The sequence below is a fragment of the Photobacterium damselae subsp. damselae genome, assembly GCF_038086725.1.
Taxonomy (GTDB): Bacteria; Pseudomonadota; Gammaproteobacteria; order Enterobacterales; family Vibrionaceae; genus Photobacterium; species Photobacterium damselae.
Genome location: NZ_CP146970.1, coordinates 3,133,003 through 3,159,963 on the forward strand (window position 1 = coordinate 3,133,003; position 26,961 = coordinate 3,159,963).

24 protein-coding genes are annotated in these 26,961 nt (G+C 43.0%); 16 read left to right on the top strand and 8 right to left on the bottom strand.

The annotated features are described in order from the left end of the window. Window position 1: 1 nt before the first annotated feature. Genes WAX86_RS14430 through WAX86_RS14440 form a run of 3 tightly spaced genes read right to left on the bottom strand, consistent with a single transcriptional unit; the run spans window position 2 to window position 3,886 of the window. Entirely contained in the window at window positions 2-2,125 is a 2,124-nt protein-coding gene (locus tag WAX86_RS14430; protein ID WP_258484731.1) for a site-specific DNA-methyltransferase, read from the bottom strand. 38 nt (window positions 2,126-2,163) lie between these two features. Next, window positions 2,164-3,102, bottom strand: a complete 939-nt coding sequence (locus WAX86_RS14435; protein WP_017043868.1) for a nucleotidyl transferase AbiEii/AbiGii toxin family protein — start codon at window positions 3,100-3,102, stop codon at window positions 2,164-2,166. Further along, a complete protein-coding gene (locus WAX86_RS14440; RefSeq protein WP_017043869.1) occupies window positions 3,095-3,886 on the bottom strand; it encodes a type IV toxin-antitoxin system AbiEi family antitoxin in 792 nt (263 codons plus the stop codon). The genes WAX86_RS14435 and WAX86_RS14440 overlap by 8 nt, the downstream gene beginning before the upstream one ends. 269 nt (window positions 3,887-4,155) lie before the next feature. Here WAX86_RS14440 and WAX86_RS14445 point away from each other — a divergent pair, with 269 nt between their 5' ends. Genes WAX86_RS14445 through WAX86_RS14455 form a run of 3 tightly spaced genes read left to right on the top strand, consistent with a single transcriptional unit; the run spans window position 4,156 to window position 6,356 of the window. After that, window positions 4,156-5,850, top strand: a complete 1,695-nt coding sequence (locus WAX86_RS14445) for a DUF927 domain-containing protein (protein ID WP_017043870.1) — start codon at window positions 4,156-4,158, stop codon at window positions 5,848-5,850. Further along, entirely contained in the window at window positions 5,847-6,131 is a 285-nt protein-coding gene (locus WAX86_RS14450; RefSeq protein ID WP_017043871.1) for a helix-turn-helix domain-containing protein, read from the top strand. The genes WAX86_RS14445 and WAX86_RS14450 overlap by 4 nt, the downstream gene beginning before the upstream one ends. Continuing rightward, window positions 6,132-6,356: a hypothetical protein gene (locus tag WAX86_RS14455; protein ID WP_017043872.1), complete on the top strand. Its 225-nt coding sequence runs from the start codon at window positions 6,132-6,134 to the stop codon at window positions 6,354-6,356. It begins immediately after the preceding gene. A 619-nt stretch (window positions 6,357-6,975) separates the two neighbouring features. Here the strand turns inward: WAX86_RS14455 and WAX86_RS14465 are convergent. Further along, window positions 6,976-8,805 (bottom strand): hypothetical protein, encoded by a 1,830-nt coding sequence (locus tag WAX86_RS14465; RefSeq protein WP_341488944.1) that lies wholly within the window; start codon window positions 8,803-8,805, stop codon window positions 6,976-6,978. Between the two features lie 639 nt (window positions 8,806-9,444). On the opposite strand from WAX86_RS14465, the gene WAX86_RS14470 reads away from it, so the two are divergent. The 8 genes from WAX86_RS14470 to WAX86_RS14505 all read left to right on the top strand — a co-directional run bounded on the left by WAX86_RS14470 (window position 9,445) and on the right by WAX86_RS14505 (window position 17,874). Next, window positions 9,445-9,657, top strand: coding sequence for a HipA domain-containing protein (locus tag WAX86_RS14470; protein WP_341489389.1), 213 nt, complete (start codon window positions 9,445-9,447; stop codon window positions 9,655-9,657). Window positions 9,658-9,754: 97 nt separating this feature from the next. Further along, on the top strand, window positions 9,755-9,997 hold the full coding sequence (locus tag WAX86_RS14475) for a hypothetical protein (protein ID WP_341488945.1): 243 nt from the start codon (window positions 9,755-9,757) through the stop codon (window positions 9,995-9,997). 181 nt (window positions 9,998-10,178) lie between these two features. Further along, a complete protein-coding gene (gene gmk, locus WAX86_RS14480) occupies window positions 10,179-10,805 on the top strand; it encodes a guanylate kinase (RefSeq protein ID WP_065172456.1) in 627 nt (208 codons plus the stop codon). A gap of 52 nt (window positions 10,806-10,857) precedes the next feature. Further along, window positions 10,858-11,133, top strand: a complete 276-nt coding sequence (gene rpoZ, locus WAX86_RS14485; RefSeq protein ID WP_005302516.1) for a DNA-directed RNA polymerase subunit omega — start codon at window positions 10,858-10,860, stop codon at window positions 11,131-11,133. An 18-nt stretch (window positions 11,134-11,151) separates the two neighbouring features. Then, on the top strand, window positions 11,152-13,257 hold the full coding sequence (gene spoT / locus WAX86_RS14490; protein ID WP_005302514.1) for a bifunctional GTP diphosphokinase/guanosine-3',5'-bis pyrophosphate 3'-pyrophosphohydrolase: 2,106 nt from the start codon (window positions 11,152-11,154) through the stop codon (window positions 13,255-13,257). 98 nt (window positions 13,258-13,355) lie between these two features. Continuing rightward, window positions 13,356-14,066, top strand: coding sequence for a tRNA (guanosine(18)-2'-O)-methyltransferase TrmH (gene trmH, locus WAX86_RS14495; protein ID WP_065172457.1), 711 nt, complete (start codon window positions 13,356-13,358; stop codon window positions 14,064-14,066). A gap of 15 nt (window positions 14,067-14,081) precedes the next feature. Then, the gene (gene recG, locus WAX86_RS14500) at window positions 14,082-16,163 is read left to right on the top strand and encodes an ATP-dependent DNA helicase RecG (protein WP_341488946.1); all 2,082 of its coding nucleotides are present in this window, start codon (window positions 14,082-14,084) and stop codon (window positions 16,161-16,163) included. A 304-nt stretch (window positions 16,164-16,467) separates the two neighbouring features. Further along, on the top strand, window positions 16,468-17,874 hold the full coding sequence (locus WAX86_RS14505; RefSeq protein WP_176284258.1) for a uracil-xanthine permease family protein: 1,407 nt from the start codon (window positions 16,468-16,470) through the stop codon (window positions 17,872-17,874). A 122-nt stretch (window positions 17,875-17,996) separates the two neighbouring features. Here WAX86_RS14505 and envZ read toward each other — a convergent pair whose 3' ends face one another. Both envZ and ompR read right to left on the bottom strand, forming a co-directional pair. Next, window positions 17,997-19,349 carry a two-component system sensor histidine kinase EnvZ gene (gene envZ, locus WAX86_RS14510; RefSeq protein WP_065172460.1) on the bottom strand — a complete coding sequence of 451 codons (1,353 nt, stop codon included), beginning with the start codon at window positions 19,347-19,349 and terminating at the stop codon, window positions 17,997-17,999. Window positions 19,350-19,351: 2 nt separating this feature from the next. Then, on the bottom strand, window positions 19,352-20,071 hold the full coding sequence (ompR, locus tag WAX86_RS14515; RefSeq protein WP_005302504.1) for a two-component system response regulator OmpR: 720 nt from the start codon (window positions 20,069-20,071) through the stop codon (window positions 19,352-19,354). A gap of 363 nt (window positions 20,072-20,434) precedes the next feature. On the opposite strand from ompR, the gene tpx reads away from it, so the two are divergent. From tpx to WAX86_RS14530, 3 genes are all read left to right on the top strand, one after another. After that, a complete protein-coding gene (gene tpx / locus WAX86_RS14520) occupies window positions 20,435-20,932 on the top strand; it encodes a thiol peroxidase (protein WP_065172461.1) in 498 nt (165 codons plus the stop codon). Between the two features lie 117 nt (window positions 20,933-21,049). Beyond that, entirely contained in the window at window positions 21,050-21,526 is a 477-nt protein-coding gene (greB, locus tag WAX86_RS14525) for a transcription elongation factor GreB (protein WP_065172462.1), read from the top strand. A gap of 169 nt (window positions 21,527-21,695) precedes the next feature. Further along, entirely contained in the window at window positions 21,696-24,026 is a 2,331-nt protein-coding gene (locus WAX86_RS14530) for a Tex family protein (RefSeq protein WP_341488947.1), read from the top strand. Window positions 24,027-24,174: 148 nt separating this feature from the next. On the opposite strand, the gene WAX86_RS14535 is transcribed toward WAX86_RS14530, so the two are convergent. Beyond that, a complete protein-coding gene (locus WAX86_RS14535; RefSeq protein WP_036764677.1) occupies window positions 24,175-24,627 on the bottom strand; it encodes a hypothetical protein in 453 nt (150 codons plus the stop codon). 112 nt (window positions 24,628-24,739) lie between these two features. Next, window positions 24,740-25,510, bottom strand: a complete 771-nt coding sequence (gene bioH / locus WAX86_RS14540) for a pimeloyl-ACP methyl ester esterase BioH (protein WP_138241869.1) — start codon at window positions 25,508-25,510, stop codon at window positions 24,740-24,742. 33 nt (window positions 25,511-25,543) lie between these two features. Here bioH and WAX86_RS14545 point away from each other — a divergent pair, with 33 nt between their 5' ends. Further along, entirely contained in the window at window positions 25,544-26,293 is a 750-nt protein-coding gene (locus WAX86_RS14545) for a ComF family protein (RefSeq protein WP_341488948.1), read from the top strand. A gap of 86 nt (window positions 26,294-26,379) precedes the next feature. Next, window positions 26,380-26,958, top strand: a complete 579-nt coding sequence (gene nfuA, locus WAX86_RS14550) for a Fe-S biogenesis protein NfuA (protein WP_005302497.1) — start codon at window positions 26,380-26,382, stop codon at window positions 26,956-26,958. The last annotated feature ends 3 nt before the right edge of the window (window positions 26,959-26,961 follow it).

The window sequence follows — 26,961 nt, forward strand, 5'->3', positions numbered from 1 at the left end:
CTTACTCTCCATTAGTGAACTGAAAATTGTTTAGATAAGCTTCATACAAGCGAACAGGTTCCACATTTTTAGGAAGATTTCTCGCTACAGACTGAAAGCGGCGATCATCATTGGTAACTATGTAAGCAATTCTCATGTCTTTACTTTCGGTTGCTCTTACACAAAACTCCTGACTCTTATCGAGATCTGCCAGCACGCCGTAGGTTTCAGCAATATCCCATCCTTGCGGGGGAAGCTCCTCAATCCTTTTACCCTTAGAACCCGCCCTTAGCCAAAGCAATGGTGCAATTTTAGAAAATGCAAGATTATGGTTTATTGCTATTGGTGTTTCGTAAGTAAGCGTAAAAAACTCTGCGTTTTCTGACAATCCATCGGAAATAGAAAATTCATCATTATACTTATATGTACCTTTTATCTCTTGACCATCAGGGGTCACGCCTCGAATTGCCGAGTTTATACGTGGTTTTGTAATATACTCGCAGATTCCCCATCGCTCCCATTTAGTATCACCAGGGCGATACCCTTTTTCTCGCAAAGACCTCTGTTCTTCCGCCGCAACCTCATTATTTGTAATAGATATACATTGGCGCTCGCCACTATCTTGCTTGTTCAAGCGCATGACTGCATGCGCTGTAGTTCCAGAACCAGAGAAGAAGTCTAGAACTACAGCTTTTTTCTTGTCTTTAACAAAAAATCTCAAACAGTCTTCAACCGCATATAAAGATTTAGGGAATGGAAACCTTCTCCCAGGGATTAAAGCTGACAGAATCAAGGTTCCAGCAGTTTGAGCATTATGCGATTCTTTATTCCAGGTTGTTTTTGGCATGACTTCAGCTTCTCTAAATGAGCCGCTAACTGCTCCTTGATAATCTTTTCCATCGATAACAACTTTTCCATCTCGAATAGCTTTTACAGTTCCACTTGCGAGATATTGAACGGATGCTTTTCCCTGACCTTTATCTGCATTTTTTACTCGCGCAAAACCATCAGCCACCAAACTACGTAAAGACTCTGGCGTGACACCCCATAGCATTTCAGTTCCATCAGGTTTTAATGGAAATAATGCATAACACCCTTCCGGAACTTCAACTTCCTCTCTGCTAATATGCGGTGCAAGTGGTTCACTAATACTGTGTATTGAATTTCTTTTTTTATCTATAAAAACGGCATAGAACTGATTAGGTCTAGCTGCTCGCACACTAGTATTTTCACGTCGTCTTAAGTTTCGCCATTCAATTTTCTTATCATTATTGTTTGTAGTCCGACCCGACATATCATCATTGTGTGGCCTAACTTTTGCTTCTCCAAACATCACAAAGTAAACGAACTCATTTGTTCTAGAAAACTCTCCAGTGCGGTTAGTTCCTTCAGGCTTGATAATCGTACTTACCATCTGAATTCGAGCTTCAGGGAAAATTTGTTCTAGAAGCAAGCCTAGTCTTAAATATTCCTTTTCATCAATACTTGCAATCAATACCGAACTCTTGGGATTCAGTAGCTCTTTAGCTAAACGTAACCTGCGCTCCATAAACGCTAGCCATTTGGAGTGACGGTATAAATCCTCAGACTCAACATAATCGTTGTTGTATTTCCAATCTTTGGCACCAGTATTGTAGGGTGGATCAATATAAATGGCGTCAATTTTGCCCCGGTGGGTAAAAGTTAAGGCTTTCAAGACATGGTAGTTCTCACCATTAATCACAGAATGAAACGGTTTGTCGCCCCCTCTCTCAACTTTCCCAGTACTCACAAGTCCTGGATAAATCTTGTCTCGAAATTCAGCTACAACAACAAGATCAGTAACGTCCACTTGTTTAGTCTCTGGTTCTGCTGCATAGCGCTCAACAAGATGAGCAATTTTTTTATCATCCAGCATTTCAAATTGTTTCACGACCCAAAGCCTTTGATCACCTTTGGATGTATCACCGCGAGGTGGTAGTACACGTACCTTGTCACCTTTGCGCACAGGACTCTGCGGAAGTTCAACGTTTTCAGGGCGGTGACGCTCGAAATTCAAACCAAATGAACGACGTGATGAAAGAGCCTTAAACTCTCGCTCTAAATCAGCGCCCATTTGTGGGTCTTTTGCTTTTGCTTGGGCGATGAGGTCAGTTAATCGTGACACACCTACTCCTTAGAATTATTGTTAATACTTTTATAAAGTTAATTGGAGTTGGCTTGCTTAAGCCACTCATCAAGTACAGACTCTAATTTAGTTAGCTGCTCTACATGTTTTTCTTGATTCTTAGCTAACTTAGCTATGTTTTGTAGCTTCCAGCGTATAGCTGGCAGTTCTGCTGCATCTGGGTAGTCAAACAGTGACCAATCAGGACTCCCTTGCTTGAATGACAACAAAAATGAGCGATCTTTTTCTGTGAAATGGGCTTGTAGTGCAGCTACCATCGCTGGCCTTATAGAAATTAAGTCGTTTAACTCAACAGGTTCAAAGGTCATGCCATCGAACTCAGCTTGAAACTTATCATCAAGAGGTTGCCAGTTAGGAGCCATAACCTCATTGATAGGTCTTGGGTGGCTTAGTACGTAAGTAATGAATCCAACAAAGATATCTCGTGAAATACCTTCCTCTGCAAGCAGCATACGAACATCAAACAGGTCGCGAGGGTGCTGGCGATCCATGGCAGCACATAGTTTTCCGCCATAAAGATCGGGCAGACTAACTACAGGAATCTCTGCATAACCAAACTCTTCTTCGACTGATTCTTGGACAGCTAAGCTATTAGGTTTATGCAACGTACCTCTTGCTACCGGAGAGACTTCTATTTTAATTGTTGCATTAGGACTTGTAACAACAATACGTAATTCATCTAACCTATGGTCCTGCAATACAGCTCGGTTCTCAGGTTCTTTGTTGATTAAATCGGTTATACGTTGCAATGCTGCTTTTACATTTGCTAGAGCTTCATTTCTGGGCTCAAGAGGAAGATAAGCAAGATCAATATCCACAGACAAGCGTGGAAAATCCCTCACAAATAAGTTGATAGCTGTACCACCTTTAAGTGCAAATGAAGGTTCTGTTGCAACCACTGGTAACATTCTAATCAGCAGTGAAACCTGCTTGTAATAAGGGCTCTCTCTATCCATTGTTTGCTTCTTCTTTTTTTACACTTAATATTTCTGGCACAGTGATTTGGTAACGCTCATCAAATCGCCCTTGTTCTACCACCTGACGCTTTCCTGAACCTAATGCGATCTTTGTTTCATCAATACGCTGAGTCCACTGATGCCCATGATAATGACTCAAGAACAAAAACACTCTATTGGTTTGAACCGAGCTACTACGTTCAAGAAGAGATTGCACCTTTCTAGGACTCAGGTTTACAAGGCCTTGAAAAAGCTCTGCTGCATGCTCAAAAGAAATTTGCTTCCCGATTGCATCAACAACTTCGTAAGCAGCAAGCTCTGGGCAACTAGCTTTTAGCTCTTTTCCTTTAACCGTAATCACTTTTAGGTCCTTGTCAGAGACAGCTTCAAGCTTATGGTTACCACAATAAAACCAATTTTGATTGGGAAATTCACGAAACCACTTAGGCAATGATTGTTTGTTCTTCACCCCTATCCAAACTTGTTCTTTACTAAACTGTAAATAGTGGCTCAGCCCTTGGTGAGTTAAGCTGCTTAACCCAGCCAGATGAACACGATGGTGCAACTGTGTGTCCATCGCTTGTAGAGCATCCACCCAGCCCGGCTTAACATCATCTCTTGCGCTTGGCCGATAATAAACGCCTGAAGATAGCTTCCTAAGCCAACCACTCTGCGCATATTTTTGAGCTAAGGAATAGCTAATTCCGTTCTCAGTCAGCCATTGCTGTAGCACAAGGGCTCCAGGATATGCATTGGCTACCAACCAGTTTATCTTGGATGACATTTTAACACCTAAGGTATGAATATTATACGCAAACCAAACCAGAGGTTTACTCCAGGTGGTATTATAACACCCTAGGTATTAAAAAAAACCACAAGATAAACAAAAATCAAAAAAACAGCATTACTCCATGTCAAGCTCTCTTCAGTACCAAAATGGGCAATTACAGATGCCATCTTTCACCTCAGAAATCGGTACCATCATCACGTCGACGAAATCAATTGAAAAGATCTGAAACTATTGCGCTGCAGCCAATCCACTGAGGATTTGCAATGAACTTAACAATCGAGAAACGAGATGAGGGGTTGATGTCTTTACCTGAAGGCGCACCACCAGAACTAATAGCGGGACCTATCTCTGTTAAAGCTCACACGTATGACCCAGATTTTAAGAAAGGATTTGGCATTCTAATCCAATGGCGCTCAAGAGTGGGCGAGCATCACGAACGAGTCTTCAAAATGAAGGATATTCTTGCTGATGGAGGGCGTTCTATGATTCAAACACTTGCTGATACGGGCTTATACATACATTACAGGCAGGGTTACTGGAAACACATCATTGACTATATTTTGTCATCATCACCAACAGACACTGTAGTTACGGTTGATCAAACTGGTTGGTATTACGATCAATTTGTTACACCAAGCTGGGTAGCGGGCTTTAGTGAACAAGAAGTGATTTTCCAAAATGATTCCGCAGAGAAGTTGAGTTCCAAAGGTACATTTATGGATTGGCAAGAGTCCGTTGCCCGCTTATGCCAAAACAATGCTTTAATGACTTTTTCACTGTGCTCAGCTTTCGCTGCTCCTTTGCTATCCAAATTAGATTGGGACTCATTTCTAGTACATTTTCTAGGCAGTTCTAAAAATGGCAAAACTACCTTATTGCGACTTGCGGCTTCTGTTTGCTCTGACTTTAATTACTGTGATTCTTGGAGTAGTACCAGCAACGGCCTCGAGGCCAGAGCTAAGTCACGCAACAACATGATTGTTCTGTTGGATGAATTCCAACAGGCAGATCCTGAATCGGTACTGACCGGCGTTTATCAACTAGGCAATGGCACATCAAAGCTAAGAGCGACCAAAAGTGCCAACCTGCAAGAGCAGTATCACTGGAACATTGTGGGGCTCTCGACAGGAGAAATTAGCCTTGCTCAAGTTCTAGCCCAAGCAAACCGAAAGGTTCAAGCTGGACAGCTTATGCGATTTTTTGAAATTCCTCTGTTTCAAAAACATGGAGCCTTCGAGCACATACATGGACTTTCCTCCGCTAAAGAATTTGCTGAACACATAGCCCAAGTAACATCACAGCAGCATGGTACAGCGCTTCAACCCTTTCTAAACCAGGTCGCGTCCATTGGTGACATCAGGGAAAAACTAACCTCAAGAATTAAATCAATATCATCGATGTGGTTTGATTGCTACGAACTAGCAAAAAACAATCAGATAAGTTTTGCTGCTGACCGCTTCGCCTTTGTCGCTTCCGTTGGCGAGCTTGCCATTGAATTAGGTGCGCTTCCGTGGAGTAAAGGCAGCGCCATTATGGAGATCGGGAAAATCTTTGAGGCATGGGTAGCCAACCAGGATGAAGATTGTGACTTTGAAGAACGACATATAAAGAACCAGCTGCGGCAAATCATTCCCAAGTGGCAGTATTCAATGAGTTTACCCGGTGAAATAGCCAAAAATGGATGGTGGCGATACGAGAGAGGCGAGCTTTGCTGGCATATCCATCGAGATGCGTTCAAGCGAGCTTTTAAGCTAGATTTTGACCATCAGGTCATTCAGACAGCGCTATTTCTGAAAAGGCAAGGCTGGCTGCAAACCAATGAGCCTGCTCGCGGCACATTCAAAAGCAATGTTTCTGGCCGTGCAGCTCGAAACTTTAAAATCTTCCCGACTAGGATTACAGAACAACTAGATCTCGATGTTGACTTCAGCCGCTTTCAACAAGGAGGCGAAGCATGATTTCCCACTTTCCCATTTCCCAGAAGGAACGAGCGGAAGCTAAAGCGCTTCTGGCAGATATCAAAACCGCAACAGAGGAGCTGCGCACCCTGATCACATCGCAAAAGCAGTTTCTTAGCGCTGAAGAAACCGCCCAATACACAGGTTTGTCAGTTAAGTACATATATAAGCTGACCCATGCCAAGCAGATCCCGCACTATAAGCCAAATCGCAAGCTGTACTTCAAGCGCGATGATCTCGATGCCTGGTTGATGTCCCACCGGGTGGAGGAGGAAAAATAAATGCCTTATACTGAACCGACGTTGACACAAAGAGCAGAGATCTTGAACGCCTATGGTGAGTCAGAGCGCTTGGTAAGAGAAGCCGAGCGTAAACAACTCACCTCCGTCAGCAACACCACTTGGTGGAGGCTAAGCCGAAAAGGCCAAGTCCCGGTAGCCAAGCAAGTTGGTACAACCAAGTCTTGGTTACTGTCCGATCTTCTGCTTTGGATGCAACATCGATGATGTTAACCAAATTCTTTTTGGTGAGTATATCGGTGAGTAACGTGATACAGTTACTCACCATAATCGCTTGAAAGCACTGGTTTCATAGGGCATTGCCAATGCTATTCTGCGAGCAAATTCAGAATATTGAATAGATTCACCTCTACTCCACACACTTCCACAAAGCTCTTATTTACTAAGGGCTTTGTTATTTTTACCAGCCATGAAATTCATCAACAACCACGAACAAACGGGTAATATAATGGATAGTGAAGTGGCAAATGCACTCAATACAAAATGGATGTGAAAACGACAACAGAGGCAAGATAGGCTATCTGCTCGTACTGGGGCATTGAATCTATGCACTGGATTTAGATGCCAGTATGGGTGAAGATGCTTGTCAGATTTATAGAGCAAAAACATCGCTGAAAACTTGGCGACATTAAGGTATATGGTACCGAATATACTCAGAGGGGAGTCAACCAAGATTAGCGTACCGATGAAACAAAAGCGGTGCATAATAGAATCAGCCTACTTGGAACAAGTTCTTATGGCTGGATTTACATGAATGGCTAAGTCTTAACCATTCATGTGGACACCCTGACCCAATATCTATAATTGATATCGGGTTTTATCTTGATTAATCTTTAATACAGATCAATCCATAATCATTATTAAATTTCACAGATCGAGATATCTTATTTCTTACAAATGAATCATGATTAGAGAAGTCAATCACATCAGCTGTATCATCAGACCACTTTTCTGCGCCAATATATTCACTTGTTTTTAATGTATTCTCGGTATCTTTAATATATAAATTCCATAACTCATTAGAATCAGCTTTTTTCGATGCACGAGAACCCTTAATCTGTTCGGGACAAATATATTTAGCTTCTTTTACTTCAAAATCTTTATTTATTCTTTCAATTGACAAATCATAATATTGTTTTCCACTTAGTGTTACAAACACAGGATCTTCAGGATATATTTCTTCTGTTTCTAGTCTTTCAGTATACATATAATCATAATTTGAAGATGATAACTGAATATAAGTTAACGTTTGAGGTGTTTTTAAAAATTTAATATCATAAAAAACCTTACCATCATATTCATATAGTCTGTCTTCATAACTTATTGCTTGAGTATTTAACACAGTAATATTTATGTCAAACACATCAACATCTGGCTTAGATAACACTTCATAACTAATAATACCATTTTGATTACCTATCTTATTCAAAATAACATCTGGCGTTTTCTTTGCCGAAATATTTTCCACATCCGACACTGGAATATGTAAGTTTTTAAAATCTCGGCCGTAAATTTCAGAGAAACCATATGTCATCCCTGATTCATGATCAAAGTTATACCCGTGAGCTGGTTCATGAAACATTGTTTTATAGATATCATAGCTATTAGGAGCAAACTTATCATTATCTTTGCTAATAGTACCAAACCATATACTAGCCCATCCTCTGCTTATTGCCTCAGATGTATACATAGGATCTAAACCAGAATTTGCCCAATTACCACCAACCCCTAACACATGATCTGATTCATGGTATAAAACGCTAAACTTTAATTGATGGCCTTTAATTGCCATTCTTAAATAATTATCATGAGCTTTGTTCCCATGAGCTGCACATCCATATAGATCGTCTGCACAAAATTGATCATATGATTCTTTTAATAATGGAAAAAAATATTTAGAATTAAAAGAATTGTGCATATTCACTAAAATACGTTCATATATCTTTTGTTGCTCTTCTGTTGGCCAAGCATAGCATCTATCACTATCAACAGGTAAGCATTTAGACGAATCGACTTCGTCACCTTCATTACCCCAGATAATTACAGGTTGAAACATTGTATCGCCAAATAATGGCGTAATAGATAATATATCAACATTAGTAGAATATTCCGCTTTACTATAACCACTTAATACTTTATCTAATTTAATGTAATAAATATTTTCATTGATTTTTGCATAAAAATCATCGAGCAAGAAAGGGGTATAATTTTCAATAAGAATAGATTTATCATTTTTAGTTAGAATAATGTCATTAAATAAAAATTTAGTATGCTCCTCGGCTCCAATCTCAATATTACGCTGAGTAAGTTTTTCCTCGTTTCCTTTTATGGAAAAATCTATTTTTTGCGCTTTTGCAACATAGTCTTTACTAACAAGATTAACCATCGAACTGGACTGCCCGAGATGCTCATTCATGACTGGTATACTATCACTACCATCAATTATAGATGAGTCATCACCACCATCAATTATAGATGAGTCATCACCACCATCAATTATAGATGAGTCATCACCACTATCAATTATAGATGAGTCATCACCACTATCAATTATAGATGAGTCATCACCACTATCAATTATAGATGAATCATCATCACCACAACCAGAAACTAATAAAACCAATAAAACTAATAACGCAGACTTATACTTAACCAAGTTACTTTCTCTATATTTCAAAAAATAAAAACGTACTTTTTTTAAAAAAGTAGAATAACATAAATATGAGAAAGCATTTTACCATCAGAGGTCATTTTATTTGTAATAATTAATATTTATTCAGCAAGTATGAACATTTTAATTAATCTGAATATAATAAATGTAGGGCTTATCATCGACAGGATCTTAAGAGCTAAGTAGAAAAAATGCCGATTATGATTATCTCACTTAAAAATCAACTGGGGTTGAGTTTAATATCTGCTCTGAGTAAAAGAAGCTGTACTTCAATTGCTGACTTATTAGGTGTCAAATCAGCATTACTGCTGTATTAGTTTCTATAAAGACAAACAATAAATTCTCCTAAGATAATAGACGTTGTTCTTTCCTTTGGCTGTGCCTAATTTATCACTACACACTTTCCATCAAGGCATTAGGCTATTCTATCTATTGCTAGGTTACTCAAGTTGTAATGATCTACTATTAGATATCTGTTCGTCACAGCCAAGTTTTTTGCTTCCTTCAGATTTCACCTCACGGTGATCCCCCTTGCATAGGTTAACAGTTCTCGCTCGACAAAGCCCGTAGAGATCTTTCACCTCTTCATTAGGGGGAGCTCACCCTAAAGCATCCATTGGAGACATTGACCAAAGTCTATGGTTAGCTAAATTCCCAAGCAGTTATGATGAGTATAATATTGGACTATGGGAGCTCATTGTCTATCAGATGGCTTTAGACATGGGAATTAATATGTCCAAGTCCAAAGTTGAAGCGATCGGAGTGCATCATATTTTCTTGAGTAAGCGATTTGATCGAACTAATGATGGCAAAGGCTTCATTTTAGTTCGACTATGACCCAACTAGAAGATTTTGATAGTCATTTAAGAAATCATGGTTTTATTCTGAAGCAACGGGATGGCGACTTTCGCCAGCATATGATATTAACCCAACATTGAGTGCAACAGGATTACATCTAAATATAGATGAGACAAGTAATGCTATTGATATTAATCTCGCCTTTGAAGTTGCTGATTATTTTCAAGTCAAAGCACAAAAAGCACATGAAATTTTTCAACAGCTGATTCAAATCATTTCAGGATGGGAAAGCCTAGCGCAAAAAGAAGATATACCAAAAGGCGAACGTAACCTTATGGGCGAATGTTTCATCACAGATGAGTATTTAAAAGATTCATAAGGCTAAAACTAACCTCACTAGCAGATATGGCACTAAAAAACATTTCATCTAGGCTTATAAAAAGGCTAACGCAATGGCAGTTCGTGCGAAAAAAGATGAAATTTCAAACAAGCTGCTAATTTCAATTGTGCGCAGATCATGATAATCTGCGCGCCCTTCTATCACTGAGTGAAAATAGGCAATGAGCAAAGGTACTCTATACATCGTGTCGGCTCCAAGCGGTGCTGGTAAATCAAGTTTGATTAACGCCCTTCTGGAACAAAACCCGACCTATGACATAAAAGTATCCGTGTCCCACACTACACGTGGAATGCGTCCGGGTGAAGAACATGGCGTTCATTACAATTTCGTTAGCGTAGAAGAATTTACTGATTTGATTGGCCAAGGTGCATTCCTTGAACATGCTGAAGTATTTGGTAACTTCTACGGCACATCACGTCTATGGATTGAAGAGCAACTAAGCAAAGGCATCGACATCTTTTTAGATATCGACTGGCAAGGCGCACGCCAAATTCGCCAGCTAATGCCTAATGCAAAAAGCATCTTTATCCTGCCACCATCAAAAGAAGAGCTGGAGCGTCGTTTGAATGCTCGAGGTCAAGATAGTAGCGACGTTATTGCGGGCCGTATGCAAGAAGCTCGTTCTGAAATTTCTCACTATGACGAGTACGATTATGTGATCGTTAATGATGATTTCGACGTAGCTTTAATCGATTTTAAAGCGATTATTCGTGCAGAACGATTGAAGCAAGCGAAACAAGCTGCTAAATATAAGAGCATGTTGGCTGCACTACTGGCAGATCAATAAGTATTTTTGTACAATTTTCCCTCTTTTACTTATATAACCACTGGAGTCCTCCATGGCACGCGTAACCGTTCAAGACGCTGTTGATAAAATTGGCAACCGTTTCGATCTGATCCAAATTGCTGCTCGCCGCGCACGTCAAATGCAAACTGGCGCAAAGGATCCACTGGTTCCAGAAGAAAACGACAAGTACACAGTAATTGCACTTCGTGAAATCGAAGAAGGTCTAATTACTAAAGACATCCTAGATGCTCGCGAGCGTCAGGAACTGCAAGAGCAAGAAGCTGCTGAACTTGCAGCTGTAAGTGCTATTGCTGGCGGCAACCGTTAATTCAGGGAACCAGGCGAATTGTATCTATTTGATAGCCTGAAAGAAGTCGCAATTGAGTACCTGCCAGAGCCTCAGATCGAGGCTCTTAGGCAGGCTTATTTAGTTGCGCGCGACGCCCACGAAGGCCAAACACGCTCAAGCGGCGAACCTTACATTATCCACCCTATTGCTGTAGCTCGTATACTGGCAGAAATGCGTTTGGACTACGAAACGCTAATGGCAGCCCTTCTCCACGATGTAATTGAAGATACCGAAGTAACCAAGGATGACTTGGCAACACGCTTTGGCGATACAGTTGCAGAACTGGTAGACGGGGTCTCTAAGCTGGATAAGCTAAAATTCCGCGACCGTAAAGAAGCTCAAGCAGAAAACTTTCGCAAAATGATCATGGCAATGGCTCATGATATTCGCGTGATTCTGATTAAACTGGCCGACCGTACACATAATATGCGTACCCTTGGTGCTTTACGTCCGGACAAACGTCGTCGTATTGCCCGTGAAACCCTCGAAATTTTTTCTCCCCTCGCTCACCGTTTAGGTATTCATAACATCAAAACCGAACTCGAAGAACTCGGCTTTGAAGCACTGTACCCAAATCGTTATCGAGTGCTGAAAAATGTCGTCGCCGCGGCCAGGGGCAACCGCAAAGAAATGATCAATAAGATTCACGCTGAAATTGAGGGTCGTCTCGTTGATGCGGGAATTGATGCGCAAGTATTAGGTCGAGAGAAAAACCTGTACTCCATCTATAACAAGATGAAAAACAAAGAACTGCGTTTCCACTCCATTATGGATATCTACGCATTTCGAGTACTGGTTAAAGACATTGATACCTGCTATCGCGTCTTGGGTCAGGTGCACAACCTGTATAAACCACGCCCAAGTCGAATGAAAGACTACATCGCAATTCCAAAAGCCAATGGCTATCAGTCACTCCATACTTCATTAGTTGGCCCTCACGGGGTGCCTGTTGAAGTACAGATTCGTACCGAAGATATGGATCAAATGGCCGATAAAGGGGTTGCAGCACATTGGGCATACAAGAAAGATGGCGCAGGCTCTAGCACAACTGCTCAGCTAAAAGCGCAACGTTGGATGCAGAGTTTAATTGAATTACAGCAAAGTGCCGGTAACTCATTTGAATTCATCGAAAACGTTAAATCTGATCTCTGCCCAGATGAGATTTATGTCTTTACACCTAAAGGCCGTATTGTTGAACTGCCGATGGGCGCAACAGCGGTGGACTTTGCTTATGCCGTTCATACTGATGTCGGTAACTCTTGTGTCGGCTGTCGTGTTGAACGTCAACCATACCCATTAAGCAAGCCACTGAAAAATGGCCAAACTATCGATATCATCACCGCACCAGGCGCACGTCCAAATGCCGCTTGGCTCAACTATGTGGTAACTTCTCGCGCTCGTACTAAGATTCGTCAGGTACTGAAGACCATGCGCCGTGAAGAATCTATTACTCTTGGTCGTCGTTTGCTAAATCATGCCCTTGGTGGTGTGAAGCTCGATGAGCTACCAAGTGAAAATATCGATAAAGTGCTAAGCGATCTTCGCATTGAATCAACCGATGAACTTCTCACTGAGATTGGTTTAGGCGAATTGATGAGTGTGGTTATTGCCCGTCGATTATTGGGTAATGCCGATGAGCTTAATGCCAAAGATAACCACCACCGCCTACCTATCCAAGGGGCTGATGGTATCTTGCTAACGTACGCTAACTGTTGTCACCCAATTCCGGGCGATCCAATTGTTGCTCATGTTAGCCCAGGCAGAGGTCTAGTCATTCACCGTGAAGAATGTGCCAATATCCGAGGCCACCGTAAGGAGCCCGATAAGTACATGGCGGTAGAATGGAGCGATGATATTGAACAAGAGTTTGTCACCAACCTAAAAGTGGATATGCACAACCACCAAGGCGCACTGGCAGATCTTACCAATACCATTGCAGCAACAGGCTCTAACATTCAAGGCTTAGCCACCGAAGAAAAAGATGGTCGTCTCTACACCATCACAGTTCGACTGACCACCAAGAGTCGAGTCCATTTGGCAAGTATTATGCGCCGTATTCGCGTTATGCCAAACGTGGTACGAGTATCACGTCAAAAGAACTGATTTTTCTGAGCCATTTACGATCACAAACGCCCTTAACTGGGCGTTTTGTTTATCTCCCATGCAAGAAAAAAAGCTGGGTTTTCTTATAGGATTTATTTATGACTCCTGAGCGCTTTGAACGCATTTCACAAGTCTTAGCCACACGCCAACCCGACCTCACGGTTTGCCTTGAGCAGGTCCATAAACCAAATAATGTTTCTGCCATTATTCGTACTGCAGATGCCGTTGGTGTTCATAAAGTTCATGCTGTATGGCAAGCAGAACAACTGCGTCTTCATAGCCACACCTCTGCCGGTTCTCGTAACTGGGTAGAACTTGAAACTCATGCCAATATTGCTGATGCAGTACACGCGATGAAAGCACAAGGAATGCAGGTTCTGGCAACCAACTTATCTGAGCGAGCGGTTGATTTTCGCGAGATAGATTACACAAAACCGACTGCAATTATTCTCGGCGGCGAAAAACATGGGATCACTGCTGAAGCTTTAGCCCTTGCAGATCAAGATATCATTATTCCAATGGTGGGCATGGTACAGTCGTTAAATGTATCGGTAGCCAGTGCCTTGATTCTGTATGAAGCACAACGTCAGCGCCAAAATGCTGGGATGTATCAGCGCACAGAAACACTATTGCCTGATGAAGTGGTTCATCGTATTTTATTCGAACGTGGCCACCCAGTGCTAGCTAACGTCGCCAAACGTAAAGGACTGCCTTATCCTGAGCTTGATGCCGAAGGACAAATTGTGGCAGATGATGCTTGGTGGGCAACCATGCAAGCGGTCGAACCAAAGAAAAACAAACAAAAATAAACCATAGGATACGGGATGAGCGGACAACTTCTCGATACCATCGCAGTCAGCGAGTTAAGCGGCGTTGGTGCCAAAATGGCGGAGAAACTTAGCAAAATAGGCTTAAATTCGGTGCAAGACTTACTCTTTCACCTGCCTTTACGTTATGAAGATCGCACCCGTATTTGGCCTATGGGACAGATAAAACCAGGGCAGCACTTAACCGTTCAAGGTGAAGTCCTAACTTGTAATATGACCTTTGGCAAACGCAAAATGCTAACGGTTAAGATCGGCGATGATACTGGAGCGGTGACATTACGCTTTTTTAACTTCAATGCCGCTATGAAAAACAGCTTTATTGAAGGTCGCCAGGTCAAAGCTTATGGCGAAATCAAGCGGGGTCAATACGGCTTAGAAATCAATCATCCAGATTACCGTGTTTTCTCTGAGCCGACTGAATTGCGAGTAGAAGAAACGTTAACTCCTGTCTACCCAACGACCGACGGATTGCGTCAACTCACCTTGCGTAACCTTACCGATCAAGCATTGAAGTTATTAGATAAAGCGGCAGTGCGAGAGTTACTTCCAGAAGGACTCTATGATCGACAAATGACGCTAGCGCAAGCACTACACACTATGCACCGCCCAACTCCAGATATCTCTTTGGATCAACTAGAGGCGGGAAAACACCCAGCGCAACAACGCCTTATCTTAGAAGAGCTTTTAGCGCAAAATTTATCGATGCTGGCTCTACGCAGTAAAGGTCAACAGCACAACAGTTGGCCGTTATCTGCTACAGATACATTAAAACAACAACTGCTTAGCGCCTTACCCTTCACCCCAACTCGCGCGCAACAACGTGTAGTGGCTGAGATTGAAAACGACCTAAGTCTAACCCAGCCTATGATGCGCTTAGTACAAGGTGATGTAGGCTCGGGGAAAACCTTGGTAGCGGCGCTCAGTGCTTTACGAGCAATTGAACATGGCTATCAAGTGGCATTAATGGCTCCAACTGAACTGTTAGCCGAACAACATGCGATCAACTTTGCCAATTGGTTTAACCCTCTTGATATTCAAGTCGGTTGGCTAGCGGGTAAGTTAAAAGGCAAAGCACGAGAAAAAGAGTTAGAAAAAATAGAATCTGGCAGTGTCAAAATGGTGGTCGGTACTCATGCTCTGTTTCAAGAGCAGGTCAAATTTGCCAATCTTGCTTTGGTGATCATTGATGAACAGCACCGTTTTGGTGTCCACCAGCGGTTAGAATTGCGAGAAAAAGGGGCAAATGACGGTCGTTATCCCCATCAGCTAGTCATGACGGCAACGCCAATTCCGCGCACATTAGCCATGACCGCTTACGCCGATATGGATACCTCAGTAATTGATGAGTTACCACCGGGACGAACACCTATCACGACTGTTGCGGTACCTGATTCCCGTCGTGATGACATCATTGAACGAATTCGTCACGCTTGCCAAACCGAAGGTCGTCAAGCGTATTGGGTCTGTACGTTAATAGATGAATCTGAAGTACTTGAAGCACAAGCCGCATCCGATACCGCTGCCGATTTAACGGCAAAATTACCTGAACTAAACATTGGCTTAGTTCATGGCCGAATGAAAGCGCAAGAAAAACAGCACATCATGGCGCAATTTAAAGCAGGTGAATTGGATTTACTGGTCGCAACAACGGTCATTGAAGTGGGCGTGGATGTGCCTAATTCCAGCTTAATGGTGATTGAAAACCCAGAACGATTAGGTTTGGCTCAGCTCCATCAGCTTCGAGGTCGCGTAGGTCGAGGTAATATTGCCAGCCACTGTGTCTTGCTTTATAAATCACCGCTTTCGAAAACAGCGCAAAAACGACTTGGTGTATTACGAGAAAGTAACGATGGGTTCGTTATTGCACAACGGGATTTGGAAATTCGCGGCCCAGGTGAATTATTAGGTACTAAGCAAACAGGTATTGCTGAATTTAAAGTCGCAGATCTGGTACGTGACCAATATATGATTCCACAAATTCAAAAGTTGGCTCGTTATATTCATCAGAACTATCCAGATAACGCCAAAGCTATTATTGATCGTTGGCTTGCTAATCGAGAAAACTACTCTAACGCCTAAAGATTGGTCTAGAAAGCGCGAAAAGTAGGAGCTAGCTTGTTCCTACTTTTCCAACAACAGCAGAAATCCCCCCATAGCATACCTGATAATCATCTCCCTACTCCGCCATAAATAAAACAGACGCAAACGTTTGCTATTTTGTAAAACTACTCTAAAATAGCGCTCGACTCTCAACCGCTCAGCATTTGGGGTCTTAGACGTTCTGAGTAACAGCAATCACAGATATCGGCGTCTTTGATCTTTTGTCGCCCATTCAGCGCAGCAAAACCAAGCAATTGAGCCAACACAATTAGGAACCATGGCAATGTCGAGCCAACCAAAGCGCAATAGCGATCTTATTTATGGATTAAACGATCGCCCTCCTTTTGCCCAAAGTCTGTTTGCCGCAACCCAACATCTGCTGGCAATGTTTGTCGCAGTGATCACCCCATCATTGATTATCTGCCAATCATTAGGTTTGCCTGCCAGCGATACCAATACCATCGTCAGTATGTCGTTGTTTGCTTCTGGTATTGCCTCGTTTATTCAAATTCGCACCTTTGGCCCTGTTGGCTCAGGACTGCTTTCAATTCAAGGCACCAGCTTTAACTTTTTAGGTCCTATCATTGGTGCAGGGCTAGCATTAAAAGCAGGTGGCGCTGATATCCCAACCATGATGGCCGCTATTTTCGGCACGATCTTATTTGCCTCTTTAACCGAAGTGGTGATTTCACGTATTTTGCAACATGCTCAACGCATTATTACTCCTTTAGTCTCTGGCATTGTGGTTACCCTAATTGGTCTAACTCTGATTCAGATCGGACTAACTTCTATCGGTGGTGGTTATAGTGCAATTGAAAGTGGCACCTTCGGCAGCTTAAATAACCTTCTGCTTGCCGGTACTGTACTGGGCTTTATCGTATTACTTAACCGAGTACGTAACCCTTATTTACGCGTCTCTTCTATCGTGATTGCAATGGCGATGGGTACCCTATTAGCGTGGTTTATGGGCATGGTAGATAGTTCTAAAATGGCGCAAACTGATCTGATTGCCATTCCAATGCCGATGCAATACGGGTTGGGCTTTGACTGGGGACTGCTTATTCCTCTGATGATCGTTTTTGCCATCACCTCACTAGAAGCCATTGGTGATATTACCGCAACCTCCGAAACCTCAGAGCAGCCTGTTGCAGGTCCGGTCTATCTTAAACGAATCAAAGGCGGAGTTCTTGCCGATGGTATTAACTCAGCACTTGCTGCCGTGTTAAACAGTTTCCCTAACTCAACGTTCAGTCAAAACAACGGCATCATTCAATTAACGGGTGTGGCAAGTCGATACATTGGTTACTTTGTTTCTGCCATGCTGGTGCTGCTAGGTCTGTTTCCTGGCGTTGCAAATTTGGTTCAGCTAATTCCTGAGCCAGTACTGGGCGGAGCCACCATTGTGATGTTTGGTACCATTGCCGCATCAGGTGTTCGTATCATCTCCCGTTGTCATCTCGATCGCCGCGCAATTTTGATTATGGCACTCTCTTTTTCGATGGGTCTGGGTATCGCTCAAAAACCTGAAATCTTGCAGTTTATGCCTGACATCGTCAAAAGTATCCTCTCTTCAGGCATGGCTGCAGGTGGCATTACCGCTATCTTGCTTAACCTGATTTTGCCAGAAGAGCACATGCAAACTCAGGCAGAAACAGAACAAGAATTAGAACAACAAGTTGCGTCAAACTAAACGCCTCATCTCCCTCTAACGGGAAAAACGTTCCAACAAAAAGCCCACAGTTCATTGCAAACTGTGGGCTTTATTATTTAGCTCGATTCATTATCAATGAGTAAGCATTGCCAGCTATACGATTACAGTAAGGTTAACTTGCTGCCTTTTCCGTTTGCAAGTGGCAGATTAATCTGTACTCGCAATCCACCTTCACTGCGGTTGGTCACATTGATGGTGCCTTCATGCTGATCGATAATGCGCTTTACAATTGCCAAGCCCAATCCTGTACCTTCTGCATCACTGCCACGGGCAGAATCGCCTCGGGTTAAAGGTTGGAACATGCGAGTCACTTCATCAGGGGCAATACCCGGGCCATTATCTTCAACACAGAACCATGCAGTTTGTCGATCGGCAGAAGCTCCACTGCTTATCTTAATCCAACCGTCACCATAACGAATCGCATTAACAACCAAGTTAGACACACAACGTTTCAGGGCTACGGTATTGGCTCGGACAACACCAGGGACTTGTCCTAGCTCTTGTTCGATATGTCGCTCATACCCACCTTCAGCTTCAGCAACTTCTTGCAATAAGGTATTTAACTCAACATCCTCTTCTTCCTGCTTTTTAGTCGATTTTAGGTAATCCATAAACTGACTGATGATCTCATTACACTCTTCAGTATCTTTGATCATACTCTCAGCCAGATACCCATCTTCAGGCGACATCATTTCGGTAGCAAGACGAATTCGAGTCAAAGGTGTACGTAGGTCATGACTAACCCCTGCCAATAATAGAGCGCGATCATCTTCAAGCTGCTTAATCCCTTCAGCCATCTTATTGAAAGCCTTCGTGACCGCTCGAATTTCAGATGCGCCTTGGACCGGTAATGGTGGTGGAATATCGCCTTTTGCTACCTGCATCGCGGCTTGTTCTAGTGCCATTAACGGCCTATTTTGGATCCGAATAAACATCCAACCGCCAACAATCACCATGACCGCAATAACCAAGCTATAGATAATTAATGGAGAAAAATCATCTTCTTGCAGAGCCGATAGTGGTACCCGAAGCAAATAATTAGGCATGGCCTCACAGTGCATCCACAGCTCATAACTGTCGGCGCCTAATAATAATCTGACATCGGTGGGAGATTTAAGCTCATGACTCATCTCTTCACTGAGATAATCAATGTGCGTTGCTTGTTCAAACTCTTTAGCTTCTGGGCTGTTTACCGCAACCACGGTTACCCCAAGTTGCTCAAGTAACTGACGTCTAACAGGACGATCAAGGTGGAATTTTTCCCCATCGGCCATATCCAAGTCTTCTTTCATCATCAAGCGAACCTCATAAGCTAAGATTCGGTTAAATTGTTGAATACTCGGTAATAGCGCGTAATTAACTACAGTAAGATAGGAAAAAATCTGGCTTGCGATCAGCAAGCCAGCTAGCAAAATGATGGTACGAGCAAGCGTACTATGAGGCGAAAGACGCATGATTACGCCTCTTGTCCATCCGGTACAAACACGTAGCCAAGGCCCCATACAGTCTGAATGTAACGTGGACGACTTGGATCCTCTTCTACCATTCGACGTAAGCGAGAGATTTGAACATCAATTGAACGCTCCATTGCCGAATACTCTCGACCACGAGCCATGTTCATCAACTTATCACGCGACATCGGCTCACGAGCATTGGTCACAAGCGCTTTCAGTACAGCAAATTCGCCCGAGGTTAATGGCATTGGTTCATCGCCACGGAACATTTCACGGGTACCGAGATTTAAACGAAAGTCACCAAACTCAATCACTTTGCTATCAATGCTTGGTGCACCTGGTGCTTCAATCGTCTGACGTCGTAATACGGCGCGAATGCGAGCTAACAACTCACGCGGGTTAAACGGTTTTGGCAGATAATCATCCGCGCCAACTTCTAAACCCACAATGCGATCAACTTCGTCGCCTTTTGCTGTTAGCATCAAAATCGGTAGCATATTATTGGCGTTACGCAGACGACGGCAAATTGATAAGCCATCTTCACCCGGCAACATTAAGTCGAGCACCATCAAATGAAAGTTTTCACGCGCCAATAAGCGATCCATCTGTTCACCATTTGCCACGCTGCGTACTTGAAAGCCTTGTTCTGATAAATAGCGCTCAAGCAAAGCACGTAGACGCATATCGTCATCAACAACCAGAATCTTAAAATTTTCCTGCATATATCACCTTCATTGATCGTGCCGTTAACACGAAACCTAGTGTACGTGACAGACGCCAACTCATGCTGAATTTCGTCATTAAAACGTTCACTAAATTGTTACAGATTATGTCGACTCATCGCAGCAATATCACCATAGGCGTAAGACAAAACGGTCCATCTGGCGATGAAAAAACACAATAAAATCATTTATTCATGTTATAGCACTTACAAAACAACAAGATAAGATAGATTTCACCTCTTGCTGATATAGCCATAACCAAGCAATCACTTATGGCTCGCAACCATAATTTGTGGTTTATTATTACTTAAAGGCATACATAAATCGAAATCTATCGATAGTCAATCAGTTAGAGGTAAAGTCATGTCACAAGTAACACTTCAAGGTCAGCCAATTGAAATTCAAGGCCGTTTTCCACAAGTTGGAGAACCTGTTGCTGACTTTTCTCTGGCTGGAATCGGTTTTGCCCCAGTGAACCTATCAGATTTTGCAGGGAAAAAAGTCGTTCTTAATATTTTCCCAAGTGTTGATACCCCTATTTGCGCCATGAGTGTGCGCATGTTTAATCAGCAAGCAGCGAGTAAAGAAAACACTGCAGTTATCTGTATTTCTGCCGATCTACCTTTTGCTGCAAGCCGTTTTTGTGCCGCAGAAGGTATTGAAAATGTCACTATGGCTTCGTTTTTCCGTGCACCGAATTTTACACAAAGCTATGGTGTCAAAATTGCTGAAGGCCCTATGGCAGGTTTAGCCGCTCGAGCCGTTATCTGCCTTGATGAAACAGGGAAAGTCAGTCACTGTGAGCTTGTTTCTGAAATTAAAACAGAGCCAGACTATGATGCAGCACTTGCTGTCTTATAATTTGCGATCTCAATAATGAGCAGAATATATAACCGCTCGTTTTTTTATTGACCGCGCCCCATTTCACCGTCACTATTTTGGCTCTGCAACTAAGCAGAATGAACGTTAGAGGCTTAGATGAAAACCAATTTGGTGACCCGTGAAGGTTATAACAAGCTAAAAGCTGAACTTGATTATCTCTGGCGAGAAGAGCGTCCTGAAGTAACCAAAAAGGTAACTTGGGCCGCAAGCCTTGGTGATCGCAGCGAAAATGCTGATTATCAATATAATAAAAAACGTCTGCGTGAAATTGATCGTCGAGTACGCTATTTAAGAAAACGTCTTGAGATAATGCAGGTTGTTGATTATTCACCACAGCAAGATGGCAAAGTCTTTTTTGGTGCTTGGGTCGAAATTGAAAACGAAGAAAGTGAAACACTCACCCTACGCATTGTTGGCCCTGATGAGATTTATGGTCGTAAAGATTACATCTCAATCGACTCACCAATGGCCAGAGCTCTACTGAAAAAAGAAGTGGATGATGAGGCTATAGTGCAAACCCCTCTGGGTCAAAAGTTGTGGTTTATTAATGCAATTCGCTATCAAGCATCTTAATGATTTTACACCGTGCGATAGACCCTCTTTAGGCTATCGCATATTTTTTTGCTATAAGCTTACTGATCTGCGTCTAAACAAGCTCCGCATATAACACAGTTCTAACTTGCCTCCCCTCAATTCCCCCGTAGAATGACTGCAGTTATCGACAAAGTAAGAGAAATAACGGATGAATAACTCTATCAACCAGCTTATTGCCTCCGAATTGAATGTTCGCCTAGAGCAGATCAATGCGGCAGTAAGCCTGCTAGATGATGGTAATACGGTGCCTTTTGTTGCCCGTTATCGTAAGGAAGTGACTGGCGGTTTAGACGATACTCAACTGCGTAACCTTGAATCTCGTCTTGGTTATCTACGTGAGCTCGATGATCGCCGTAAAGTGATTTTAAAATCTATCAGTGAGCAAAATAAGCTAACGCCTCAACTAGAAGCAGAAATAAACCAGGCCGACAGCAAAACTCGTCTTGAAGACCTTTACCTACCTTATAAACCAAAGCGTCGTACAAAAGGACAAATTGCGATTGAAGCAGGTATTGAGCCTCTTGCAGACCTATTGTGGCAACATCCAGATACAGATCCTGAAGCAGCAGCGCACAATCATATTGATGCCGATAAAGGATTTGCAGATACCAAAGCGGTTCTAGATGGCGCACGAGCTATCTTGATGGAGCGTTTTGCTGAAGATGCGGCTCTACTTGAGAAGATCCGCCGTCATCTCACAGAACAAGCTGAGCTAACGTCACGTGTTGTTGATGGAAAAGAGCACGAAGGCGCAAAATTCAAAGACTATTTTGAATACAGTGAGAAAGTTAAACAGATCCCATCTCACCGTGCCTTAGCGCTATTTCGTGGTCGTAATGAAGGCTTTTTACAGCTATCACTTAATGCCGACCCAAACCAAGATGAATCCGTACGTGGCTCACATTGCGAAGTGATTATTGCCGATCACTACAAAGTTCAGTTAGGCACTAAGCCAAGTGATGCATGGCGTAAACAAGTGATCAGTTGGGCATGGCGCATTAAAATTCTAATGCACATGGAAACTGAGTTAATGGCAGCCCTACGCGAACGCGCAGAAGACGGTGCAATGCAAGTGTTTGCCGATAACCTTAAAGACCTATTAATGGCAGCGCCTGCCGGTCCTCGTGTCACGCTTGCTATCGACCCGGGTCTACGTACAGGCTCAAAAATTGCCGTAGTTGATGAAACCGGTAAGTTATTAGATACGGCAACAATCTATCCTCACGCCCCTCACAACAAAATTGCTGAAGCGGGTAAAGTGGTACTGGCTTTCATTGCTAAATATCAAGTAAATCTGATTGCTATTGGTAATGGTACAGCTTCTCGTGAAACCGATAGCTTTGTGGCTCAGCTGATCAAAGATAACAGCTTAAAGGTCCAAAGTATCATGGTTAGTGAAGCAGGAGCTTCGGTTTACTCAGCATCAGAGCTCGCGGCTAACGAGTTCCCAAATCTTGATGTGTCTATTCGAGGTGCAGTATCTATCGGTCGTCGCCTACAAGATCCCCTCGCTGAATTAGTGAAAATTGATCCTAAATCCATTGGTGTGGGTCAATACCAACATGATGTTAGTCAGAGCATGCTGGCAAAACGTCTTGATGCTGTCGTTGAAGACTGTGTAAACGCCGTGGGTGTCGATGTTAATACGGCATCAGCACCATTACTCACTCGCGTGGCAGGTCTTAATGCTACTATCGCGCAAAACATTGTTAATTATCGTGATGAAAATGGCCGTTTTGAAGCACGTACTACGCTGAAAAAAGTGGCGCGATTAGGGCCGAAAGCATTTGAGCAGTGTGCAGGTTTCTTACGAATCATGAACGGTAAAAACCCACTCGATGGCTCTGCTGTTCACCCGGAATCTTATGAAGTTGTAAAACGCATCGCCAGTGCAAACGACAAATCGTTAGACGCCATTATTGGTAACAGCGAATTTCTGCGCACCTTAAAAGCGGTTGACTACACCGATCAGCATTTTGGTTTACCAACAGTAACTGACATCATTAGTGAACTTGATAAGCCGGGCCGAGACCCTCGCCCTGAGTTTAAAACGGCAACCTTTGCGGAAGGCGTTAATGAAGTTAAAGATCTGATCCCAGGTATGATCTTAGAAGGGGTTATCACCAACGTAACTAACTTCGGTGCCTTTGTTGATGTTGGCGTACACCAAGATGGTTTAATTCACATTTCAGCCCTATCCGATAAGTTTGTTTCTGACCCTCGTGAAGTGGTTAAAGCGGGCGACATCGTAAAAGTAAAAGTGATGGAAGTGGATCTACAGCGTAAACGTATTGGTATGTCGATGCGTTTAAATGACGAACCTGGCGCAGAAAAGCCAACTCGCCAATCACGTCCACAAGCTGATCGCCGTCAAGAGAATCGCCCTCGTAGCAATCACTCAGATCGCAATCAAAACAATACCGACAGTGCTTTTGGTGGTGCTTTTGCGGCTGCATTTGCTAACGCTAAGAAAAAGTAATCACTAGCAAGTTGAACTATCATGCCCAGCGTTTATCGGTGGGCATTTTTCGATTCATGCATCCAACTAAATAACACTAATGGCTCCAAGTACCGATACTATTGTTCTAACTCTTATTACCGTAACGTTCTTTAGATATTAACTAAGACTAAATTTTCACCAACATTGCATTAGGCGGATTGGGCACAGTCGCAAGCGCATAATGATGGCTAATCACCCCTTTCGTTCGCTCCACCTCACTAATTTGCGCCAACTTTTCCAATAACTCTCGTGGCAACTTAATGTGCATCGAATAGCCATGATCACTCTCGGCTAAATAGCTATCGGCAGACAGTGCCGCAACTAAGGTTTCTAACCGTTGTTGATAGCCCCGATGCTTAGCCCACTGCTTTTGCTGCTCAATTGGCGGGCGCTCTTCTTCTGCTATCGAACGATAAGCCCGCTCATCACCTTGAACACCCCGTTCTTGCAAGTTAGCTGTAGGCTCGGTGGTCGCCACAATTTTTTCTCGCACCCGATTTTCCCGCGCAGCTTGTTCTGTCGGAGGATTCACCGAAGGCGAACTGATCGGCGTACCAGCTTGAATAGGAGAAATAATCATATGTTCAGTCTATGCCAACCTAGGGAAAAGAGAAAAAGTGAACTATGGCTAACGATACTATCGGCAAGACTGAACAAAAATTGAGCTTTAAATTACGTTTATTAGCTATTAATTATGGATGGCAAAATGCCAATAACGGATCGATAAACTGCTCGGGATGAGAAATAAAAGGGGCGTGAGAAGCTTGCTCAAACACAACCGCTTGAGATTGTGGTGCCAGTCGCTCCATTTCAGTACACGTTTTCACTGGAACCAAACCGTCTAAGCGACCATACAAACGCAACCAAGGTTGGCAAATAGCTCCCAGTTGTGGTCGTAAATCCTGCTCAGCTAATAACTGTAATCCAATCTGTAACGCGGCTAATTGCGGTTGAGGCTTGGCCAGTACCGCTTGTTTTACTTGTTTAATATCTTGTCGTGCACTCGGGCTGCCCATAGCCTGTAATGCCATAAAACGTTCAATGGTAGGCTGAAAATCAAGTTCTAATTGCGCCATAAACGCTTGTAACACCGCAGGCTTAATTCCTTTCCAATTTTCAGAAGCAGCAAAACAAGGAGAACTGGCAACCGTAATAAGATGACTCACTCGCTCCGGAGCTTTCAAGGCAATGTCGGTGGCAATCAATCCACCTAGTGACCAACCAAGCCAAGCGGCTTGCTCAACTGGAGCTGATTGATACACCTGCTTGGCAATTTCAGTAAGGCTAGATGCAGAAGGCAATGTACTCTCACCGTAACCGGGAAGGTCACAACAATGCACCGTAAAATGCGACGTTAAGAGCGGCATCACAGGTTGCCATACCGCACTGTTCATTCCCCAGCCATGAATGAGAACCAAATCAGGTCCTTGCCCTTGAGTGTGCCAAAATAACTCTGCTGCCATGTAAGCTGGTTCCTTATTTATAAACGGTAATTGATGATGTGGCACTCCATTCTATCTAAGCTCAACCCAGAATCAATTTTGGCTTGGCACTGCCGATTATGTCGCTTACCGTTAAGTTCCGGACAACAGTTATGGTGTGATAACTGTCGCCGTCATATCGAGCAATTGCATTATTGCCAGCGTTGTGGGGCTACATTAACCCAATCAGCATCGACATTGATTTGTGGCCGATGCTTAGTGTCCCCACCCCCTTGGCATCATTTTTATCGCCTTGGTCTTCATCAATTTCCCCTTAAGCAAGTCGTACACCAATTTAAATTCCAACGCCAATTTTATCTTGCAGCACCTTTAGCCCAGTGGTTGGCACAACAAATTGAGCAACCAGCACCTGTGTTACTACCAGTACCACTGCACCGTTATCGACTTTGGCAACGAGGGTTTAACCAAAGTACGCTGCTGGCTTGGTCTTTAGCTGAAGCGCTAAATAGCGAATGTCTATCTCATGGTTTCATCCGTACTCGTCATACACCACCACAAAAGAAGCTTAAGCGTTCTGAACGACAGCAAAATTTAAAAGGGGCATTTCAATTACAAGCAAAGCAACTGCCACCCCATATTGCACTGGTCGACGATGTTGTTACCACAGGAAGTACCTTAAAAGAACTCATCAGCTTATTACCATCTCATATAGAACGGATCGATGTGTACGCTTTGAGTTATACCCCAGTAACACAATTTCAAGTTTCTCCTCGCAAATCGGACAAAACTGGGGTTAAATCATAGATGATACTATTAGATGGTGATAGAAAAGCGATTCAATAGTACAATAGCTAAATCTTACTAAATAAGTCGGGTATTACGTCGTGTCAATGATCACTATTTCTGCCAGCGCTCAGGAGCACTTTGGCAAACTGCTAGCTCAACAACCTGAGGGCACCAATATTCGAGTATTCGTAGTTAACCCAGGTACGCCTAATGCGGAATGTGGTGTTTCTTACTGCCCACCAGAAGCAGTAGAAGCTAACGATACTGAAATTAAGTTCGATTTGTTCTCCGCTTTTGTTGACGAGCTAAGCTTGCCATTCCTAACAGATGCGCAGATCGATTTTGTTACCGATAAAATGGGTTCTCAGCTAACACTTAAAGCTCCGAATGCTAAAGTGCGTAAAGTAGCTGATGATGCTCCACTTATGGAACGCGTAGATTACGTAATCCAAACCCAAGTAAACCCTCAACTTGCAGGCCATGGCGGTCACATCTCTCTAATTGAGATCACTGAAGATGGCATCGCTGTCATTCAATTTGGTGGCGGTTGTAACGGTTGTTCTATGGTTGATGTCACGCTAAAAGAAGGCATTGAAAAAGAACTATTAGCTCAATTTGAAGGTGAGCTAAACGCCGTTCGTGATGTAACCGAACACGCTCGTGGTGATCACTCTTACTACTAATTC

Coding starts and splice junctions, on each gene's coding strand:
- nfuA (WP_005302497.1), top strand. CDS start 26,380: ATGATCACTATTTCTGCCAGCGCTCAGGAGCACTTTGGCAAACTGCTA.
- ompR (WP_005302504.1), bottom strand. CDS start 20,071: ATGCAGGAAAATTTTAAGATTCTGGTTGTTGATGACGATATGCGTCTA.
- greB (WP_065172462.1), top strand. CDS start 21,050: ATGAAAACCAATTTGGTGACCCGTGAAGGTTATAACAAGCTAAAAGCT.
- WAX86_RS14545 (WP_341488948.1), top strand. CDS start 25,544: ATGATGTGGCACTCCATTCTATCTAAGCTCAACCCAGAATCAATTTTG.
- envZ (WP_065172460.1), bottom strand. CDS start 19,349: ATGCGTCTTTCGCCTCATAGTACGCTTGCTCGTACCATCATTTTGCTA.
- WAX86_RS14530 (WP_341488947.1), top strand. CDS start 21,696: ATGAATAACTCTATCAACCAGCTTATTGCCTCCGAATTGAATGTTCGC.
- trmH (WP_065172457.1), top strand. CDS start 13,356: ATGACTCCTGAGCGCTTTGAACGCATTTCACAAGTCTTAGCCACACGC.
- gmk (WP_065172456.1), top strand. CDS start 10,179: ATGAGCAAAGGTACTCTATACATCGTGTCGGCTCCAAGCGGTGCTGGT.
- rpoZ (WP_005302516.1), top strand. CDS start 10,858: ATGGCACGCGTAACCGTTCAAGACGCTGTTGATAAAATTGGCAACCGT.
- recG (WP_341488946.1), top strand. CDS start 14,082: ATGAGCGGACAACTTCTCGATACCATCGCAGTCAGCGAGTTAAGCGGC.
- WAX86_RS14445 (WP_017043870.1), top strand. CDS start 4,156: ATGAACTTAACAATCGAGAAACGAGATGAGGGGTTGATGTCTTTACCT.
- WAX86_RS14455 (WP_017043872.1), top strand. CDS start 6,132: ATGCCTTATACTGAACCGACGTTGACACAAAGAGCAGAGATCTTGAAC.
- bioH (WP_138241869.1), bottom strand. CDS start 25,510: ATGGCAGCAGAGTTATTTTGGCACACTCAAGGGCAAGGACCTGATTTG.
- WAX86_RS14440 (WP_017043869.1), bottom strand. CDS start 3,886: ATGTCATCCAAGATAAACTGGTTGGTAGCCAATGCATATCCTGGAGCC.
- WAX86_RS14435 (WP_017043868.1), bottom strand. CDS start 3,102: ATGGATAGAGAGAGCCCTTATTACAAGCAGGTTTCACTGCTGATTAGA.
- WAX86_RS14450 (WP_017043871.1), top strand. CDS start 5,847: ATGATTTCCCACTTTCCCATTTCCCAGAAGGAACGAGCGGAAGCTAAA.
- WAX86_RS14505 (WP_176284258.1), top strand. CDS start 16,468: ATGTCGAGCCAACCAAAGCGCAATAGCGATCTTATTTATGGATTAAAC.
- WAX86_RS14535 (WP_036764677.1), bottom strand. CDS start 24,627: ATGATTATTTCTCCTATTCAAGCTGGTACGCCGATCAGTTCGCCTTCG.
- tpx (WP_065172461.1), top strand. CDS start 20,435: ATGTCACAAGTAACACTTCAAGGTCAGCCAATTGAAATTCAAGGCCGT.